Origin of the sequence: Achromobacter sp. SIMBA_011 (assembly GCF_046535435.1) — a bacterium.
GTDB classification, from domain to species: Bacteria; Pseudomonadota; Gammaproteobacteria; order Burkholderiales; family Burkholderiaceae_B; genus Achromobacter; species Achromobacter dolens.
Map to the genome: position 1 here is coordinate 354203 of NZ_JAWRWN010000004.1, position 19294 is coordinate 373496.

General features: G+C 67.2%; 18 protein-coding genes. 12 read left to right on the top strand and 6 right to left on the bottom strand.

Annotation, left to right across the window (positions count from 1 at the left end; translation table 11 throughout):
• Window positions 1-23 precede the first annotated feature (23 nt).
• The 5 genes from SB816_RS17360 to SB816_RS17380 all read right to left on the bottom strand — a co-directional run bounded on the left by SB816_RS17360 (window position 24) and on the right by SB816_RS17380 (window position 4994).
• Complete coding sequence (locus SB816_RS17360; RefSeq protein ID WP_144654971.1) at window positions 24-905, bottom strand: GntR family transcriptional regulator; 882 nt, start codon at window positions 903-905, stop codon at window positions 24-26.
• Window positions 906-955: 50 nt separating this feature from the next.
• Window positions 956-1300 (bottom strand): antibiotic biosynthesis monooxygenase family protein, encoded by a 345-nt coding sequence (locus SB816_RS17365; protein ID WP_144654972.1) that lies wholly within the window; start codon window positions 1298-1300, stop codon window positions 956-958.
• The gene (locus SB816_RS17370) at window positions 1297-2415 is read right to left on the bottom strand and encodes a cytochrome (RefSeq protein WP_410547324.1); all 1119 of its coding nucleotides are present in this window, start codon (window positions 2413-2415) and stop codon (window positions 1297-1299) included. Before SB816_RS17370 ends, SB816_RS17365 begins: the two co-directional genes overlap by 4 nt.
• Before the next feature lie 71 nt (window positions 2416-2486).
• Window positions 2487-3332, bottom strand: a complete 846-nt coding sequence (locus SB816_RS17375; protein WP_064524431.1) for an NAD-dependent epimerase/dehydratase family protein — start codon at window positions 3330-3332, stop codon at window positions 2487-2489.
• Between the two features lie 15 nt (window positions 3333-3347).
• Entirely contained in the window at window positions 3348-4994 is a 1647-nt protein-coding gene (locus tag SB816_RS17380) for an electron transfer flavoprotein-ubiquinone oxidoreductase (RefSeq protein ID WP_054416785.1), read from the bottom strand.
• 112 nt (window positions 4995-5106) lie between these two features.
• Between SB816_RS17380 and SB816_RS17385 the strand changes: the two genes are divergently transcribed.
• From SB816_RS17385 to SB816_RS17395, 3 genes are all read left to right on the top strand, one after another.
• Window positions 5107-5556 (top strand): acyl-CoA thioesterase, encoded by a 450-nt coding sequence (locus tag SB816_RS17385; protein WP_054501525.1) that lies wholly within the window; start codon window positions 5107-5109, stop codon window positions 5554-5556.
• 298 nt (window positions 5557-5854) lie between these two features.
• The gene (locus SB816_RS17390; RefSeq protein WP_054501524.1) at window positions 5855-6553 is read left to right on the top strand and encodes a CoA transferase subunit A; all 699 of its coding nucleotides are present in this window, start codon (window positions 5855-5857) and stop codon (window positions 6551-6553) included.
• Between the two features lie 12 nt (window positions 6554-6565).
• The gene (locus tag SB816_RS17395; protein ID WP_410547325.1) at window positions 6566-7219 is read left to right on the top strand and encodes a CoA transferase subunit B; all 654 of its coding nucleotides are present in this window, start codon (window positions 6566-6568) and stop codon (window positions 7217-7219) included.
• A 97-nt stretch (window positions 7220-7316) separates the two neighbouring features.
• On the opposite strand, the gene SB816_RS17400 is transcribed toward SB816_RS17395, so the two are convergent.
• Complete coding sequence (locus SB816_RS17400) at window positions 7317-7775, bottom strand: GNAT family N-acetyltransferase (RefSeq protein ID WP_410547326.1); 459 nt, start codon at window positions 7773-7775, stop codon at window positions 7317-7319.
• A 188-nt stretch (window positions 7776-7963) separates the two neighbouring features.
• Here SB816_RS17400 and SB816_RS17405 point away from each other — a divergent pair, with 188 nt between their 5' ends.
• The 9 genes from SB816_RS17405 to SB816_RS17445 all read left to right on the top strand — a co-directional run bounded on the left by SB816_RS17405 (window position 7964) and on the right by SB816_RS17445 (window position 19275).
• The gene (locus tag SB816_RS17405) at window positions 7964-8839 is read left to right on the top strand and encodes a MurR/RpiR family transcriptional regulator (protein WP_054501521.1); all 876 of its coding nucleotides are present in this window, start codon (window positions 7964-7966) and stop codon (window positions 8837-8839) included.
• Window positions 8836-9816: an isoaspartyl peptidase/L-asparaginase family protein gene (locus tag SB816_RS17410; RefSeq protein WP_410547327.1), complete on the top strand. Its 981-nt coding sequence runs from the start codon at window positions 8836-8838 to the stop codon at window positions 9814-9816. Before SB816_RS17405 ends, SB816_RS17410 begins: the two co-directional genes overlap by 4 nt.
• 46 nt (window positions 9817-9862) lie before the next feature.
• The gene (locus SB816_RS17415; RefSeq protein ID WP_064524437.1) at window positions 9863-11749 is read left to right on the top strand and encodes a dipeptide ABC transporter ATP-binding protein; all 1887 of its coding nucleotides are present in this window, start codon (window positions 9863-9865) and stop codon (window positions 11747-11749) included.
• A 66-nt stretch (window positions 11750-11815) separates the two neighbouring features.
• Window positions 11816-13369, top strand: a complete 1554-nt coding sequence (gsiB, locus tag SB816_RS17420) for a glutathione ABC transporter substrate-binding protein GsiB (protein ID WP_064524439.1) — start codon at window positions 11816-11818, stop codon at window positions 13367-13369.
• 89 nt (window positions 13370-13458) lie between these two features.
• Window positions 13459-14379 (top strand): glutathione ABC transporter permease GsiC, encoded by a 921-nt coding sequence (gene gsiC, locus SB816_RS17425; RefSeq protein ID WP_006389337.1) that lies wholly within the window; start codon window positions 13459-13461, stop codon window positions 14377-14379.
• A 7-nt stretch (window positions 14380-14386) separates the two neighbouring features.
• Complete coding sequence (gene gsiD / locus SB816_RS17430) at window positions 14387-15289, top strand: glutathione ABC transporter permease GsiD (protein WP_054501517.1); 903 nt, start codon at window positions 14387-14389, stop codon at window positions 15287-15289.
• Window positions 15290-15458: 169 nt separating this feature from the next.
• A complete protein-coding gene (locus SB816_RS17435; RefSeq protein WP_144654975.1) occupies window positions 15459-16553 on the top strand; it encodes a P1 family peptidase in 1095 nt (364 codons plus the stop codon).
• Between the two features lie 20 nt (window positions 16554-16573).
• Complete coding sequence (locus SB816_RS17440) at window positions 16574-17476, top strand: M55 family metallopeptidase (protein ID WP_410547328.1); 903 nt, start codon at window positions 16574-16576, stop codon at window positions 17474-17476.
• Between the two features lie 8 nt (window positions 17477-17484).
• Complete coding sequence (locus tag SB816_RS17445) at window positions 17485-19275, top strand: aminopeptidase P family protein (RefSeq protein WP_410547329.1); 1791 nt, start codon at window positions 17485-17487, stop codon at window positions 19273-19275.
• Window positions 19276-19294: the final 19 nt, after the last annotated feature.

Consider the following 19294-nt stretch of genomic DNA (forward strand, 5'->3'; position numbering starts at 1 on the left):
AACGGCGGTTCGGGAATGCAGGTTCAGGATTGCCGCAGTGAGGTCGAAAGGTGTTCGCGCATGAGTTGCGAGGCCTTTTCCTGGTCGCCGGCTTCCAGCGCGGCGATGATGCGCAGGTGTTCGTTGCTGGAGTCCACGAAGCGCGCTTCGCGGTGGAACGCGGCGTGTTCTTCCAGGCGGCGCAATTGATTCTGCTGTTGTACGGCCTGCAGGATGTAGCGGTTGCCGGAGCAGCGCGCGAGCATTTCGTGGAACGCGGCGTTCAGGCCGAAGAACTCAGCGGCCGAGATCCCGGCGTCGTCGCGCTGGATCAGCGCCTCGTGCGCGGCGCGCATGCGCTCCAGGGCATTACGGTCGAGCCGGAACGTTGGCTCCAGCAGGCCGGCGCATTCGATCGTCATGCGGAAGCGGTAGCTTTCGTCGAGCGCCTCGCGGTTCTCCAGCGAGGGCGCGAATTGCCAGCCGTGGCCCTTGCGCTTTTCCAGCAGGCCGTCGGCCGACAACTGCAGCAGGGCCTTGGCCAGCACGCTGCGCGGCGCGGGATAGCGCTGCAGCAGCTCGCGCTCGGTGAACTGGTCGGGCAGCACGCGGGTGGCGCGGTCGGCGATCAGGCGGCGGTAGAGTTCGTCCTGGGTCGGACCCGCGCCGGCGATGGCGGGCGAGGCCTGGGCGACGTTTTCGGCCACGGTGTAGCCGCTGTTGGGACGATGCGTGATCAGCCCCTGGGTAGCCAGCAGCCGCAGCGCGCCGCGCACCGGGGTACGTGATACCTCATAGCTCGCCGCCAGCGCTTCCTCGGACAAGTGGGCGCCAGGCGCGTAGCGCCGCGCCACGATGTCCTGCGCGATCAGGCGCGCCAGGTCGACTTGCAGCGCAGTGGGGCGGGCGGGAGCGGCAGGAGGCATGGAGGAGCGCGGGAACGGCGGTGCTGCAATGGTAACGGACAGACGCGGCCTCAGCCATGATGCGCGCGACTGTCGCCCGGCGCCTGGTCGCGGTCCCGCATGCCATAGTCGCGCAGCACCTGCGCGACGCGCAGGCGATAGTTGGCGAACACGCCGCCCCGTCCCGCTTCCTGGGCGCGGCGATGCGATTCCAGCGAGCGCCAGCGCCTGACCGCGTCCTCGTCGCGCCAGAACGACAGCGACAGCAGTTTGCCTGGGGTCGTCAGGCTCTGGAAACGTTCGACCGAAAGGAAGCCGTCTATGGTCTTCAGTTCATCGATCAGGCCCGCGGCGATGTGCAGATAGGGCGCGGCATTGCCGTCGGCGGGCTCGACTTCGAATATCACGGCGATCATGGGGTGGGCTCCTCGGTGAAATCAAATTGGGGAATGCGCGCGTTGGGCAGGGGGCGGTAGCGAAAGCGCGCCGCCAGGGCGGCGCCATCGATGCCGGCCTTCAGCAGGTGAACGAGCGCGCCGGCCGCATCGCGCCGTGCCGCGTCGCGGCCCGGGCAGGCATGACTCTGTGCGCCGAAAGTCCAGTGCGCATCGGGTTGCGCCATGGCGGCCGCGGCCAGCACCAGCAGCACGGTCTCGTCGGCCTCGATGCGCTGGCCGTCCAGGTCAATCGGGCCGGCCAGGAAGCGGCGGGTGTTGTGGATGGGCGGGTCGTGCCGCAGCGTCGCATCGACCATTTCCCAGGCCTGCGCCCGCGTCAGGTCCGCGCCGGCTCCCAGGCGCGCGGCGCGCAGCAGCGCATTGCCGAGCAGGCCGGCGCCGGCTTCGCAGGCCTGGAACAGCAGGCCCGCCAGGTTGGCGGCCAGCAGCATCGGATCCAGGCCGGCCTCTGCGCCCAGGACGCGCAATTCGCGCAAGGCCGGGCTGGCGGCGGGGTCGTCCAAATGGGCGCGCAGGCGCGCCAGCAGGCGCTCGGCCGCCGCGTGTCCGGCCGCCGTCCGGTCCTCGGCGGCGGAGGGCGGCAGGGCTGCGAGGAACGCGCCGATATCGTGTGCGCATTCCGCGGCCACGGCGCCAGACAGGCCGATGGCACAGGCTTGCGCAAAAACCGGGGCGGCGTGCAGGCAGCGGTCGACGCCGCTGGCCGAGCGTGCGTCCAGGTCCAGCCGTTGCCAGTCGGGCGCGGGGGCCAGCGGCGCCTGTCGCGCCAGGAAGCCGCTGAACAATGTCTTGAGACGGCGCTGCCGCGGACCATCGTTCATCCGCAGGAAGCGGCCGAACAGCAGGCCGGCGGGACCCGCGGCGATTCCCTTGGGCACTGGCTCGGCGAGGGGGCGCACACGGGCGGCGGGATGGCGCATGATGTCGCGGATCAGCCTTGGATCGCTGGCCACCCATAGGCCCAGCCGAGTGTCCCGGTAGAGGGGGCGATCGCGGGCCAGCGCGGCGTAATAGGGATAGGGATCGACGTGCGTGACCGCCTGCAGCGGATCGGTAGGAAAGGGCGTGGACATGGGCGGCGCGGCTGGCTCGGGGACCGCCAGTATCACCGCGTCGCGCCAGCGACGATTCGGCCCGGGTCGAACTATGCCTGCGCGGTGTCCGCCAGCAGCGCGGCATAGCCGGCGCGCGAGTCCGGCCATTGCAGCGCCAGGCCGCTGGCCCGCAGACGGGCGTTGCTGAGCTTCTTGCTGCCGACCCCATTGGGCGCGGGGCCGTCGCCAGGCGCCGGGGCGCCGATCATCCGCGCCAGCTCGGCATAGAGTTCATGCAGCGGCAGGGGCGTGTCGTCGCAGCCGATGTAGACTGGCAACGCATCGGGCAGCAGCGCCACGTGCGCGATGGCGGCCGCGGCGTCGTCGATGTGGATGCGGTTGGCCCAGTGCGGCGGTTCGAGCGGCGCGCTGGCCTTGCCCGTCCGCAGCCGTTCGATCAGTTGCAGGCGGCCGGGGCCGTAGAGGCCGGCGAAGCGCAGGGTGGTGTGCGGGATCGCGCGCGCGGCCAGCGCCGCTTCCGCCTCGAGCAGGATGCGGCCGTTGAAGCCTTGCGGCGCGGGCGGCGTGTCTTCATCGACCCAGTCGCCGCGATGTTCGCCATACACCGCGCTGGACGATACGAACACGACGCGCTCGACCTGGCGCGTGTCGAGCGCATCCAGCACGTGGTTCAGGCCGTCGACGAACACGGCGCGATAGGCGGCGGGATCGCGCGCGCCGGCCGTGGCGACGTGGATCACGCGGGTGATGCCGGCCGGCAGCGCCGGCAGGCTATCCGGTTGGCTGATGTCGCCTGCCAGCCAGCGGATGCCGCTGGCGTCGTCGGCCGGCGGGTGGCGGCGCAATGCGTAGACCGTGTCGCCGCGCGCCAGCAGTCGGCGCGCGGCGCGTTGGCCGAGATCGCCGCAGCCGATGAAAAGCACGCGTTCAGCCATGGCCGCCGACGCCTGCTACATGCCGCTGTAGACCGGGCCCTCGCCGCCCTGCGGCGCCACCCAGACGATGTTCTGGGTCGGGTCCTTGATGTCGCAGGTCTTGCAGTGCACGCAGTTCTGCGCGTTGATCTGCAGGCGGTCCTCGCCATGGTCGTCCTTGACGAACTCGTAGACGCCAGCAGGGCAGTAGCGCGATTCCGGACCGCCGTACTTGGCGAGGTTGACCTGCACCGGCACCGAGGGATCCTTCAGCGTCAGGTGCACGGGCTCGTTCTCGTCGTGGTTGGTGTTGGAGATGAACACCGAGCTGAGCTTGTCGAAGGTCAGCTTGCCGTCGGGCTTGGGGTAATCGATGCGGGCGCACTGCGAGGCCGGCTGAAGGCAGGCGTGATCGGGCTTGCTGTGGCGCAGGGTCCACGGCATCTTGCCCTTGAACACCAGTTGCTCGATGCCGGTCATCAGCGTGGCCACCGTGCGGCCCTTCTTGAACCACTGCTTGAAGTTGCGCGCCTTGTTCAGCTCGGTGTGCAGCCACGAATTCTTGAAGGCCTCGGGATACGCGGCCAGTTCGTCGTGGCGGCGGTCGGCCACCAACGCGTCGAACGCGGCCTCGGCGGCCAGCTTGCCGGACTTGATGGCGGCATGGCTGCCCTTGATGCGCGAGGCGTTCAGGAAGCCGGCCTCACAGCCGACCAGCACGCCGCCGGGGAAGGTCAGCTTGGGCAGCGACAGCAGGCCGCCCGCCGTGATGGCGCGCGCGCCATAGGCGATGCGCTTGCCGCCTTCGAAGGTGCCGCGGATGGCGGGGTGGGTCTTGTAGCGCTGGAATTCGTCGAACGGCGACAGCCAGGGGTTGGCGTAGTCCAGGCCGACGATCATGCCCACCGCCACCAGGTTGTTGTCCAGGTGGTAGAGGAACGAGCCGCCGTAGGTGTCGGAATCCAGTGGCCAGCCGGCGGTGTGGATCACCAGGCCGGGCTTGGACTGAGCCGGATCGACTTCCCACATTTCCTTGATGCCGATGCCGTAGGCCTGCGGGTCGCGGCCATCGTCGAGCTTGTAGCGTTCGATCAATTGGCGGCCGAGCTGGCCGCGCGCGCCTTCGGCGAACACCGTGTAGCGCGCGTGCAGTTCCATGCCGGGCTGGTAGTGGGCGGTATGGCTGCCGTCGCGGGCCACGCCCATGTCGCCGGTGGCCACGCCGCGCACCGCGCCGTTCTCGTCGTACAGCACTTCGACCGCCGCGAAGCCGGGGAAGATCTCGACGCCCAGCGCCTCGGCCTGCTCGCCCAGCCACTTGACCACGTCGCCCAGGCGGACGATGTAGTTGCCTTCATTGTGGAAACAGGGCGGCAGCAGCCAATTGGGGGTGGCGCGCGCGCCGTTCTCGGACAGGAACAGGAATTTGTCCTGCGTCACGGGCACATTGAGCGGGGCGCCCTTGTCTTTCCAGTCGGGAATCAGTTCGGTCAGCGCCAGCGGATCCATCACCGCCCCGGAAAGGATGTGGGCGCCCAGTTCGGCGCCTTTTTCCAGGACGCAGACGCCGATTTCCTGATTCTTTTCAGCGGCTAGCTGCTTCAGACGGATAGCGGTGGCCAGGCCGGCGGGACCCCCGCCAACCACGACCACGTCATATTCCATCGACTCGCGTTCAGACATTGCAAAGCTCCCCGTATGTATTCCATATATGGCTGGAAGTATTATCGGCGATTGTATTGCAGGCGGAGACCTTGCACGTCTTCGCATTTCCATCAGACATCAGGAGCAATTGGTGAACCCGGACACTCTGTCTGCGCGGATTCTGGCGGTGGGCGACACCCACCAAGTGGATTTGCCTTTGCGTTGGGGCGATTCCGACGCCTTGAACCATCTCAACAACACGCTGTATTTCCGCCTCATGGAAGAGGCGCGCATGCAGATCCTCTATGACGCGGGCTTCGAATTGCCGGCCGATGACGGCGCCATCCTGGCGCATGCATCCTGTGATTTCCTGCGCCCGTTGACCTATCCGGCGACGGTGCGGGTGACGCACAAGGTGACGCGCATCGGTCGTTCCAGCGCGGAATTCGAGCTGCTGCTCGAGAAGGTCGGCGATGACGCGGGTCCCTATGCCCGCGGCCGCAACGTGCTGGTGTGGATGGATTACGTGGCCAATACGTCCGCTCCGTGGCCGCCCGAAGTGCTGGCGAAAATGGCCACGCAGTTCCAGCCGGCCGCCTAGGCGCGGGGGCGGTGGCGGTCCGACTTCGATGCGGCGTTTGAAACGACGCCCGCATTTGCCGGCCATGCCGTTAAAATCCAGGACAGAACCACAATACGAATGACAGGGCGCGCCACCCTCGGCGCCGCGAACCAGCAGGCATCGGGCCCGGCCGCGATGCCGCCGGACCGCGAAACCGGCAGCCGCGCCCCAAGTAAAAACAGGGTCCACCCAGGATCGCCGGCCTCCTTCTCGGGGCAAGCGGTCCGGCAAGGCGGGCGGATCCTCTTCAGTTCGACCTTAACTAGGAGTTGGAGCGATGGACAAGGTTTTTGCAAGCGCCCAGGAGGCGCTGGCAGGCATCGTCAAGGACGGCCAGATGATCGCCGTCGGCGGTTTCGGCCTTTGCGGCATTCCCGAGGCCCTGATCGCCGCGCTGCGCGATTCGGGCGTGAAGGATCTCACTTGCATCAGCAATAACGCGGGCGTCGACGGCTTCGGCCTGGGCCAGTTGCTCAACACGCGCCAGGTCCGCAAGATGATCGCGTCGTACGTGGGCGAGAACAAGGAATTCGAACGCCAGTTCCTGTCGGGCGAACTCGAGCTCGAATTCACGCCGCAGGGCACGCTGGCCGAGAAGCTGCGCGCCGGCGGCGCCGGCATTCCGGCGTTCTTCACCCGCACCGGCGTGGGCACCATCGTCGCCGATGGCAAGGAAATCCGCGAATTCGACGGCCAGCAATACGTGATGGAACGCTCGCTGGTGCCGGACGTGTCGCTGGTCAAGGCGCACATCGCCGACCGCAGCGGCAACCTGGTGTTCCGCAAGACGGCGCGCAATTTCAATCCGAACGTGGCGATGGCCGGCAAGTTCACGGTGGTCGAGGTCGAGCAGATCGTCGACACCGGCAGCCTGGACCCTGACCAGATCCACCTGCCCGGCATCTATGTGCACCGGATCGTGCTGAACGCCAATCCGGAAAAGCGCATCGAACAACGCACCACTCGCCCGGCCTAAGGAGAACACGACATGGCATGGTCCCGCGATGAAATGGCGGCGCGCGCCGCGCGCGAGCTGCAAGACGGTTTTTACGTGAACCTGGGTATCGGCCTGCCGACCCTGGTGGCCAATCACGTTCCCAAGGGCGTCGAGGTCTGGTTGCAATCCGAAAACGGGCTGCTGGGCATCGGCCCGTTCCCGACCGACGCCGAGGTCGATGCCGATCTCATCAACGCTGGCAAGCAGACCGTCACGACGCTGCCCGGCTCGTCGATCTTCTCGTCGGCCGACTCGTTCGCGATGATCCGCGGCGGCAAGATCAACCTGGCCATCCTGGGCGCGATGCAGGTGTCCGAAAAGGGCGACCTGGCCAACTGGATGATCCCGGGCAAGATGGTCAAGGGCATGGGCGGCGCGATGGACCTGGTGGCCGGTGTCGGCCGCGTGGTCGTGCTGATGGAACACGTGGCCAAGAAGAAGGACGGCACCGAGGACATCAAGCTGCTGCCCGAATGCAACCTGCCGCTGACGGGCGTGGGCGTGGTCGACCTGATCATCACCGACCTGGGCGTGATGGAAGTCACCGACCACGGCCTGAAGCTGCTGGAAACGGCGCCGGGCGTGACGGTGGACGAGATCCAGTCCAAGACGGCCGCCAAGATGGATGTGTCGGCGGTCAAGTAATCCGCCGCCAAGGCATCATGAATAACGCCCCGCAAGGGGCGTTATTCATTGAGGGCCACGCCAGGCGTGGCGGGCAGGGCGCCCCGGGGCGTGGCGTTCAGGCCGCTTCGCGCAGCAGCATGCCGACGTGCGGGATGCCATCCTCGATGTATTCCTCGGTCACCGGCACGAAGCCGTGCCCGCCGTAATAGCCGCGCAACCGGGCCTGCGCGCCCAGGTAGACCGGCTGGCCCGGCCACAGTCGCGCCACTTCGCCCTTGGCGCGGCGCATCAGTTCGTGGCCCAGGCCCGTGCCGCGCGCCGCTGGCGCCGTGATGACGCGGCCAATGATCGCCTGGCCGTCGTTCAGCGCGGGTTCGAGCAGGCGGCAATAGGCCAGCAGCGCGCCGTTTTCCCAGGCCATCAGGTGTTCCGTCTGTCCCTGCAGGTCCTTGCCGTCCATGTCCAGGAAGACGCAATCCTGTTCCACCACGAAGACCTCCGAGCGCAGGCGCAGGATCGCGTAGAGCTCGGCCAGGGTCAGTTCGGCGTGGGGCTTGCAGGTCCAGAGAGGCATTTGAAAAGTCCGAAATGCGGGGAAGAAGGGCTGGGATCAAGCGTACATCAAACCGGCCCCGTTTCTTTTGAAGCACTGTTACATAAATTCACGGGTATACCCTTAGTATGAAAATGAATTTTCTTATCTAAAATTTGCGTGTAAACAGATTTACACAAACCTTCGCTACGTTTCCCCCCTCTTTCTCGATGAACAAGGCCGCACTCACGATCGCTGATCGGATCGCCCGGGCCCAGCCCGCGCTGAGCCGCACGCAGCACAAGATGGCCGAGTACGTCCTGGCGCACCAGTTCCGCGTCGCCACGATGACCATCGACGAATTCGCGACGGCGGCGGGCGTGTCGGTCGCCACCGCCAACCGTTTCGCGCGCGCCCTGGACCTGCCCGGTTACCCGCAATTCCGCGCCGAACTGGCACGCGGTTTCGAGGCGGCGCTGGAGCCGGTCGAAAAATTGCGCACCGAACTCGCGCACTCGGCCAGCGCGGTGCAGATCTTTGCCGCGACCCTCGAAGAAGACATCCGCAACGCCCAGCGCAACCTGCAGAGCCTGGATGCCGCCGCCTGTGAGCAGGCGGTCGATGCCATCCTGGCCGCCGACCGCGTCTTCATCATCGGGTTTGGCGCCAGCGGCTTCCTGGCCGGCATGCTGCAGCGTGGCCTGTGCATGCACCTGCATTCGGTCGAATCGCTGGCCGGCCCGGGCGGCGTATCGCACGCGGCGCGTCAGATGTCGCGCATGACCAGCAAGGATCTGGTCATCGCCATCGGCTTTCCGCGCTATCTGGCAGACACCGTGACCCTGGCGGGCGCCGCCAAGCAGGCCGGCGTGCCGGTGCTGGTGCTGACCGACAAGCCCACCTCGCCGCTGGCGCCGACCGCGTCGGTGGTGCTGTACGCGGTGTCCACGCGCCAACTGATTCCCAATTCCGAAACCGCCGCGCTGGGCCTGATCGAAGCCCTTTCGGCGGCGGTGGCCTATCGGGCCAAGAATTCCGTCGCGGCCGCCGCTGGGGTGACCCAGTCCGTGATGCCGTGGCTCATCCATGGAGTAGGTAAACGATGATTCAACCCGTGATCGCGATTCACGGTGGCGCCGGCGCGATGTCCCGCGCGGCCATGTCGCCCGAGAAAGAGCAGGAATACCTGAGCGCCCTCGAATCCATCCTGACGGCCGGCCAGGCTGTGCTGGCCCGTGGCGGCAGCGCGCTGGACGCCGTCACCGAAGCCGTGCGCCTCCTGGAAGATTGCCCGCTGTTCAACGCCGGCCATGGCGCCGTGTTCACCAGCGCCGGTACCCATGAGCTGGACGCCGCCATCATGGACGGCGCCACGCTGCGTTCGGGCGCCATCGCCAATGTCAACTGCGTGCGCAACCCGGTGTTCGCCGCGCGCAAGGTCATGGAAACCAGCAAGCACGTGTTCTTCGTGGGCGAGGGCGCCGAAGCCTTCGCCAAGGACGCCGGCCTGGAAATCGTCGACCCCTCGTATTTCTCCACCGAGGCGCGCCGCGAGCAATTGCTGCGCGTGCAGCGCGAAACGCCGGAAGCGGCGGTGCTGGACCACGACGGCCAGGCCATGGTCGCGCGCGGCCAGCCGGCGCCGGCCGATCCGCTCGATTCCGACAAGAAGTTCGGCACCGTGGGCGCCGTGGCCGTGGACGCGCAGGGCAACCTGGCCGCGGCCACCTCCACCGGCGGCATCACCAACAAGCAGGTCGGCCGCGTCGGCGACGCGCCGCTGATCGGCGCCGGCACCTACGCCAGCAACAAGACCTGCGCCGTGTCCACCACGGGCACGGGCGAGATGTTCATCCGCATGGTCGCCGCCTATGACGTGGCGGCCCAGATGGAATATTGCGGCGCCTCGCTGGAAACGGCGGCGGACCGCGTCGTGATGGAAAAACTGCCCACCATCGGCGGCAAGGGCGGCCTGGTGGCCGTTGACGCCCAGGGCAATGTGGCCTTGCCGTTCAACACGGAAGGCATGTACCGCGGTTACGCCCGCGTCGGTGAGAAGCCGGTCACCGCCATCTATCGCTGAGCGGCGACGGGCTTCGTTTTTGTCAGTTTTAGGGATTACTAGAGATATGGTTGATCGCGCAAACAGCCTGGCGCTGCCGGATAACCGCGTGGTCCAGGTCGACGACCTGACGGTGCGCTTCGTGGGTTCGGAGCGCACGGTCGAAGCCGTGCGCAACCTGTCGTTCCATGTGGACCGGGGCGAGACCCTGGCCATCGTGGGCGAATCGGGGTCGGGCAAGTCGGTGACGTCGCTGGCGCTGATGCGCCTGGTGGAGCACGGCGGCGGCCGCATCGCCCAGGGCAGCATGGCCCTGCGCCGGCGCAACGGCTCCGTGATCGACCTGGTCAACGCCAATCAGCGCGCCATGCGCAACGTGCGCGGCGCCGACATGGCCATGATCTTCCAGGAGCCGATGACGTCACTGAACCCGGTGTTCACGGCCGGCGACCAGATCGCCGAGTCGATCCGCGAGCACCAGGGCATGGACGCCGCGGCCGCGCGCGCCGAAGCCCTGCGCATGCTGGAACAGGTGCGCATTCCGGAAGCCAAGTCGGTGCTGGACCGCTACCCGCACCAGTTGTCGGGCGGCATGCGCCAGCGCGTCATGATCGCCATGGCGCTGGCCTGCAAGCCGGCGCTGCTGATCGCCGACGAGCCCACCACCGCGCTGGACGTCACCATCCAGGCGCAGATCCTGCAACTGATCCGCCAGTTGCAGGAAGAAATGCACATGGGCGTGGTGTTCATCACCCACGACATGGGCGTGGTCGCCGAAGTGGCCGACCGCGTGCTGGTTATGTACCGCGGCGACAAGGTCGAGGAAGGCCCGTCGGCGTCGGTGTTCGCCACGCCCCAGCATGCCTATACCAAGGCGCTGCTGTCGGCCGTGCCGAAGCTGGGCGCGATGCAGGGCACCGACCTGCCGGCGCGTTTCCCGCTGCTGCAGGTGGACGGCAAGGCGCAGCCGGTGGCCGAACCCGGCGCCACCAGCACCCAGGAAGTGCCGGCCGCGCGCCGCGAGCCGATCCTGAGCGTGCGCGACCTGGTGACGCGCTTCGACCTGCGCGGCGGCATCCTGAGCCGCGTGCAGCGCCGCGTGCACGCCGTGGAGAAGGTCAGCTTCGACCTGTACCCCGGCGAGACGCTGTCGCTGGTGGGCGAATCCGGTTGCGGCAAATCCACCACCGGCCGCTCGCTGCTGCGCCTGGTGGACAGCCAGGGCGGCGAGATCCGCTTCGGCGGGCGCGACATCGTGCGCCTGAAGACTTCCGAACTGCAAGCCTTGCGCCGCGACATCCAGTTCGTGTTCCAGGATCCGTTCGCCTCGCTTGATCCGCGCGTCACCGTCGGTTTCTCGATCATGGAACCGCTGCTGGTGCACGGCGTGGCCAAGGGCAAAGAGGCCGAACAGCGCGTGGCAGAACTGCTCGAGCGCGTCGGCCTGCCGCCCGAAATGGCGCAGCGCTACCCGCATGAATTCTCCGGCGGCCAGCGCCAGCGCATCTGTATCGCGCGCGCCCTGGCCCTGAACCCCAAGGTCGTGATCGCGGACGAATCGGTGTCGGCGCTGGATGTGTCGATCCAGGCGCAGATCGTCAATCTGCTGATCGACCTGCAGCGCGACATGGGCATTTCGTTCCTGTTCATTTCTCACGACATGGCCGTGGTCGAGCGCGTCAGCCATCGCGTGGCGGTCATGTACCTGGGGCAGATTGTCGAGATCGGTCCGCGCCGGGCCATCTTTGAGAACCCGCAGCACCCCTATACCAAGAAGCTCATGGCCGCCGTGCCGATCGCCGATCCGGCGCGCCGCCACATGAAACGCACCTTGCTGTCCGATGAAATTCCCAGCCCGATCCGCAAGCTCGGCGACGAGCCGGTGGTGCAACCGCTGGTGCAGGTAGGAACCGATCACTTTGTCGCCCGCCACGCGGTCGGCGGAGCGTATTGAGTCAGTTGTCGTACTTGTTTTTCTTCCACCAAACCCCCTAATTCCGCACAGGAACCAGGAGTTGCAATGATGAAAGTTCTGCGCCCCACCAAGCTGATGGCCGCCGCCGCGGTGGCCTTCGGCGTGCTCACCTCGCCGCTGGCGCATGCTGCCAAAGACGTGACGTTTGCCGTCTCCATCGCGCTGGAAACGCTCGACCCGTACAACACCAACAGCACGCTGAACCAGGCGGCCGGCAAGGCCTACTACGAAGGCCTGTTCGAGTTCGACAAGGACCTGAAGGTCCAGAAGGTCCTGGCCACCGACTACACCGTCAGCGAAGACGGCCTGGTGTACACCTTCAAGCTGCGCGATGGCGTCAAGTTCCATGACGGCACCCCGTTCAACGCCGAAGCCGTCAAGATCAACTTCGACCGTCCGGCCAACCCGGAAAACCGCCTGTCGCGCTACATCCAGTTCAGCGTCATCGAGAAGACCGAAGTGGTCGATCCGCTGACCGTCAAGATCACCCTGAAGAAGCCGTTCTCGGCCTTCATCAACGCGCTGGCCCACCCGGCCGCCATGATGATCTCGCCGGCCGCCCTGGCCAAGTACGGCAAGGAAATCGGCTTCCACCCGGTCGGCACCGGCCCGTTCGAATTCGTCGAATGGAAGCCCGCCGAATACCTGAAGGTCAAGAAGTTCGACGGCTACTGGAAGAAGGGCTACCCGAAGGTCGACACCCTGACCTTCCGCACCGTGACCGACAACAACACCCGCGCCGCCGTGGTGCAGACGGGCGAAGCGCAATTCGCCTTCCCGGTGCCGTTCGAGCAGGCCGCCGTGCTGTCCAAGAACGACAAGCTGGACGTGGTTGACCACAAGAACTCGATCATGGCCCGCTACCTGTCGATGAACGTGCAGCAAAAGCCGTTCGACAACGTCAAGGTGCGTGAAGCCATCAACTACGCCATCAACAAGGAAGCCCTGGCCAAGGTCGCTTTCTCGGGCTACGCCACCGTCGTCGACGGCGTCGTGCCGACCGGCGTCGACTTCGCCCACAAGACCGGCCCGTGGCCGTACGACATCAAGAAGGCCAAGGCCCTGCTGGCCGAAGCCGGCTACCCCAATGGCTTCGAAAGCCAGCTCTGGTCCGCCTACAACGACGGCACCTCGGTGAAGGTGGTGCAGTTCCTGCAGCAGCAACTGGCGCAAGTCGGCATCAAGGTGTCGGTGGAAGTGCTGGAATCGGGCCAGCGCGTGCAGCGCGTGCAACAGGTGCAAAAGCCTGAAGACGCCAAGGTCCGCATGTACTACGCCGGCTGGTCGTCCTCGACCGGCGAAGCCGACTGGGGCCTGCGTCCGCTGCTGACCACCGCCGCGTTCCCGCCGGTGCTCAACAACGTGTCGTACTACTCGAACAAGTCGGTTGACGACGGCATCCAGCAGGCCCTGGCGACGACCGACCGCGCCAAGAAGACCGAGATCTACAAGACCGTTCAGGAAACCATCTGGAAGGACGCCCCGTGGGCCTTCCTGGTGACCCAGAACAACCTGTACGTCAAGTCGAAGAACCTGTCGGGCGTGTACGTGGAACCGGACACCTCGTTCTGGTTCGGCGACATCGACCTGAAGCAGTAAACCGGCGGTAACTCACGGGGCCGTTCGGCCCCTTGCAAGGCCACATACGGCGGGGACGCGGTGTCCCCGCCGATGTTGCAGGAATTTCAATGCTGACCTACATCGTCAAACGTCTTTTGGGCATGATCCCCACGCTGCTGCTGGTGGCCGTGGTCGTGTTCCTGTTTGTGCACATGCTGCCGGGCGACCCGGCGCGACTGGCCGCGGGCCAGGAGGCCGACCAGCAGACCGTCGAACTGGTGCGCAAGGAACTGGGGCTGGATCTGCCCCTGCCGCAGCAGTTCGTGCGCTACTTCAGCCACATGCTGCAAGGCGACCTCGGCACTTCGCTGCGCACCAAGCGTCCCGTCTCGACCGAAATCGCCGATCGCTTCATGCCCACGCTGTGGCTGACGATCGCCAGCATGGTCTGGTCCGTCACCTTCGGCATGATCATCGGCATCGTGTCGGCCGTGTGGCGCAATCGCTGGCCCGACCGCCTCGGCATGACGCTGGCGGTGTCCGGCATCTCGTTCCCCGCGTTCGCGCTGGGCATGATGCTGATGCAGATCTTTTCCGTGAACCTGGGCTGGCTGCCGACCGTGGGCGCCTCCAGTTGGAAACACTACATTCTTCCGTCCATCACGCTGGGCGCGGCGGTGGCCGCGGTGATGGCGCGCTTTACCCGCGCTTCCTTCGTCGAAGTGGTGCAGGAAGACTTCGTGCGCACAGCCCGGGCCAAGGGCCTGAGCGAGCGTCGCGTGGTCATCAAGCACGCGCTGCGCAACGCGCTGATTCCGGTCGTCACCATGATGGGCCTGCAGTTCGGCTTCCTCCTGGGCGGCTCGATCGTGGTCGAGACGGTGTTCAACTGGCCCGGCCTCGGCCGCCTGCTGGTCGACGCCGTGACCCAACGCGACTATCCGGTGATCCAGGGCCTGGTGCTGCTGTTCTCGCTGGAATTCATCCTGATCAACCTGATTGTCGACGTGCTCTATGGCGTCATCAATCCCAGCATCCGTTACAAGTGAGGCGGCCATGAGCAATACGACACCCGCCGCAACCGTTGCCGCCGCCGTGCCCAAGAACGACGTGCGCACGCCCGCCACCGAGTTCTGGCGCAAGTTCAAGAAGCAGAAGCTGGCCGTGGGCGCCGGCGTCTTCGTCCTGCTGCTGGTCGTGGTGGCGATCCTGGCCCCCTGGATCGTGCCGTTCGACCCGGAGAACTTCTTCGACTACGACGCGCTCAACGCCGGTCCGTCCTGGACGCACTGGCTGGGCGTGGATTCGCTGGGCCGCGACATTTTCAGCCGCATCATCATGGGCGCGCGTATCTCGCTGGCCGCGGGCTTTTTGTCCGTCGCCATGGGCGCCATCGTCGGCACCTTCATGGGCCTGATGGCCGGCTACTACGAAGGTTGGTGGGAACGCATCACGATGCGCGTCTCCGACGTGCTGCTGGCGTTCCCCGGCATGCTGCTGGCCATCGGCGTGGTCGCTATCCTGGGCTCGAGCATGGTCAACGTGATCGTGGCCGTGGCCGTGTTCAGCGTGCCGGCGTTCGCCCGCCTGGTGCGCGGCAACACGCTGTCGATCAAGCAGATGACCTACGTCGAGGCGGTCAAGAGCGTGGGCGCGTCCGACTGGACCATCATCATGCGCCACATCCTGCCCGGCACGATCTCGCCGATCGTGGTGTACGGCACGATGCGCATCGGCACCTCGATCATCACTGCGGCCAGCCTGTCGTTCCTGGGCATGGGCGCATCGCCCCCCACGCCGGAGTGGGGCGCGATGCTGAACGAGGCGCGCGCCGACATGGTGATCGCCCCGCACGTGGCGATCTTCCCGGCGCTGGCGATCTTCCTGACCGTGCTGGCGTTCAACCTGCTGGGCGACGGTCTGCGCGACGCGCTCGATCCCAAGATCGACCGCAAGTAACCGCCAAGCGGATGATGGCCGCCGCGTCGGTCGCCCCTCGGGGCTCGGCGCGTGTCATCGGTCCCCTTGCCGCCGCCCGCGTCCGGGCGCCCGCCTCGCGGCGCGCGCCACGGCCGCGCGGGACGGCGGCATTTTGCATTCTGGAGCGTGGCGACACGCAGCGACAAGCATGGACAAACAAGCGCTGGACCAACCCCGCATCGGCAAGCTGCAAGCCGGCGCGCTCGATTCGATCTGCGACGTGGGCGACATCACCGTTGGCCACAGCACGCTGGACGACGGCGCGCTGCAGACCGGCGTGACCGTGGTGCGCCCGCATGGCGGCAACCTGTTCCTGGACAAGGTGCCGGCCGCCGCCACGGTGCTGAACGGCTTTGGCAAGAGCACCGGCCTGGTCCAGGTGCAGGAACTTGGCGTGCTGGAAACGCCGATCGCGCTGACCAACACCTTCGGCGTGGGCACCGTGGCCAACGCCCAGATCCGCGCGGCGGTGGCGGCCACGCCCGAGATCGGCCGCGGCATGTCGACGGTCAATCCGCTGGTGTTCGAGTGCAACGACGGCTATCTGAATGACATCCAGGCCATGGCGGTGCAGGAATCGCACTACGTCCAGGCGCTGGCCGCCGCGGACAAGCGCATGGCACAGGGCGCGGTCGGCGCGGGCCGTGGCATGTCGTGCTTTTCCTTCAAGGGCGGCATCGGCTCGGCCTCGCGCGTGGCCGCGATCCAGCCTGGCCTGCGCTACACGGTCGGCGCGCTGGTGCTGGCCAATTTCGGCCGCCTGCCCAACCTGACCGTGGCCGGCCGGCCCTTCGGCCGGCGGCTGGCGGACCAGTTGGACCGAGGCCTGGCGCAGGCGGGCGAGAACGCCGCCATCGTGCCGGAAAAGGGCTCCATCATCCTGCTGGTGGCGACCGACGCGCCGCTGGACGCGCGCCAGTTGCGCCGCCTGTCGCTGCGCGCCGGCGCCGGCCTGGCCCGCACCGGCTCGGTGTTCGGCCATGGCAGCGGCGACATCGCGCTGGCGTTCTCCACCGCCTACACCGTGCCGCAACAGGCCGAGCGGCCGATGCCGGCCATCGCCATGCTGCACGAGACCCGCATCGATCCGCTGTTCGAGGCGGCGGCCGAGGCCTGCGAGCAGGCCATCATCGCCGCGCTGTGGCAGGCCGACGGCGTGTTGGGCCGCGATGGCCATCACCGCGCCGCCATCCGCGACGCCGCGCCCGACTGGCGCCAATGGCTGGCGGACACCGAATTCTGAATCCTACGAAGGCACTCTCCATGAAGATCCTGATTTCCACCGATATCGAAGGCGTCGCCGGCGTCTTCCACGCCGAACAAGTCCGCGCGGGCAACGGCGAATACGAGCGCGCCCGCGCCTGGATGACCGCCGAGGCCAACGCGGCCGTGCAGGGCGCCATCGCCGGCGGCGCCGAAGAGGTCCTGGTCAATGATTCGCACGGCGGCTTCCGCAACCTGCTGCCGGACGGCATCGACGAACGCGCCCGCCTGGTGCTGGGCAAGCCGCGCTACCTGGGCATGATGGGCGGCCTGGAAGAGGGCTGCGACGCCGTCTTCATGATCGGCTACCATTCGCGCTCGCAGGGGCGCGGCATCCTCGCGCACACCATCAACAGCTTCGCTTTCTCGCGCGTCTTCATCAATGGCATGGAGCTGGGCGAGGCCGGCCTGTACGGCGCGCTGGCCGGTGAAATGGGCGTGCCCGTCATCCTGGCCACCGGCGACGACGTGTTCATCGCCGAGACCACCGACCTGTTCCCCGGCGCGCAGTGGGTGCAGACCAAGGTGGCGCACGGCCAGGGCAGCGGCGTGACGCTGTCGCCGGCGGCCTCGCGCCGCGCGATCGCCGCCGCTGCCGAGACGGCCGTGCGCAACTTGAAGGGAACGCCCCCCACGCCGCGCCCGCAAGGCGGGCTTGCTGCCCCTCAAGGGGACGTTTCCACCTCTGGGCGGCCCAGCGGTGGAAAGGCAATTCCGTTCCGCATCCCCGCCCCTATAGAATGCCGGTTGCAGACGCAGTCGTCGGCCCTGGCCGACCTGTTCTGCATGTGGCCCACGCTGGAGCGCGTGGACGGCGTGACGCTGCGGTTCACCACGGACAGCATGCAGGCCGCCATCCGCACGCTGAACAGCCTGGCCGCCATGTCCTTCATGTTGCGCTAAGGAAACCCATGTCCAGCACCGACACCCGTATCGCCCAACTGCGGCAGGCCATGCGCCGCCGCGGCCTGTCCGCCTATATCGTGCCGTCCTCGGATCCGCACCTGTCCGAATACCTGCCGGCGCGCTGGCAGGGCCGGCGCTGGCTGTCGGGCTTCACGGGGTCGGTGGGCACGCTGGTGGTGACCGCCGATTTCGCCGGCCTGTGGGTCGACAGCCGCTACTGGGTGCAGGCCGAGGCGCAACTGGCCGGCACCGGCGTGCAACTGATGAAGATCGCCGTCGCCACCACGCCGGGCCATGTGGACTGGCTGGCCGCCAACACCCGCGCCGGCGATGTCATCGGCGTCGATGGGCAGGTGCTGGGCCTGGCCGCGTTCCGCGCGCTGTCGGTGGCCGCCGCCACGTCCGGCGCCACGCTGGAGATCCGCGCCGACCTGCTGGACGATATCTGGGCCGACCGGGCCGGCCTGCCGCCGGCCGCTATCTACGAACACGTGGCGCCGCAGGCCTGCGTCACGCGCGCCGACAAGCTGGCCCAGGTGCGCGCCGCCATGCGCGCCCATGGCGCCGACGTGCATTTCATCAGCACGCTCGACGACATCGCCTGGCTCTTCAACCTGCGCGGCGCCGATGTCGACTACAACCCGGTGTTCGTCGGCCATGCGCTGCTTGGCCTGGACCACGCCACGCTGTTCGTGGCCGACGGCAAGATCGACGCCGCGCTGCGCGCCACGCTGGCCGCCGATGGCGTCGAAGTGGCCGATTACGCCCAGGCCGCCGACGCGCTGGCCTCGCTCGAACCCGACCAGAAGCTGCTGATCGATCCGGCGCGCGTCACCTGTGGCGTGTTCCACGCGATGGACCCCGCCGTGCCCCGTGTCGAGGCCATCAATCCGTCCACGCTGCTCAAGTCGCGCAAGACCGACGCTGAACTGGCCAATGTGCGCCAGGCCATGGCGCAGGACGGGGCGGCGCTGTGCGAATTCTTCGCCTGGTTCGAGGGCGCGCTGGGCAACGAGCGCATCACCGAGCTGACCATCGACGAACAGATCACCGCCGCCCGCGCGCGCCGGCCGGACTACGTCTGCCCCAGCTTCGCCACCATCGCCGGCTTCAACGCCAACGGCGCCATGCCGCACTATCGCGCCACGGCCGAATCGCACGCCACCATCGAAGGCGACGGCCTGCTGCTGATCGACTCCGGCGGCCAGTACCTGGGCGGCACCACCGACATCACCCGCGTGGTCGCGGTAGGCACGCCCAGCGCCGACCAGAAGGTCGATTTCACGCTGGTGCTCAAGGGCATGATCGCGCTGTCGCGCGCCTCGTTCCCGCGCGGCACGCCGTCGCCGATGCTGGACGCCATCGCGCGCGCCCCGATCTGGGAAGGCGGCGCCGAATACGGCCACGGCACCGGCCACGGCGTGGGCTACTTCCTGAACGTGCACGAAGGCCCGCAGGTCATCTCGTATCGCGCGGTTCCCGGTCCGCACACGGCCATGGAGCCGGGCATGATCACGTCCAACGAACCGGGCATCTATCGTCCTGGCCGCTGGGGCGTGCGCATCGAGAACCTGGTGGCCAACCGCGCCTGGCTGACGTCCGAGCTGGGCGAGTTCCTGTGTTTCGAGACGCTGACGCTGTGCCCGATCGACACGCGCTGCATCGAACCGTCGCTGCTGCGCGCGGATGAAATCGCGTGGCTCAACGACTATCACAAGACCGTGTTCGAGCGCCTGTCGCCGCTGGTCGAGGGCGAAGCGCTGGCCTGGCTGGAACGCCGCACCGCGGCGATCTGACGGTCGCGTCCTGCAATGA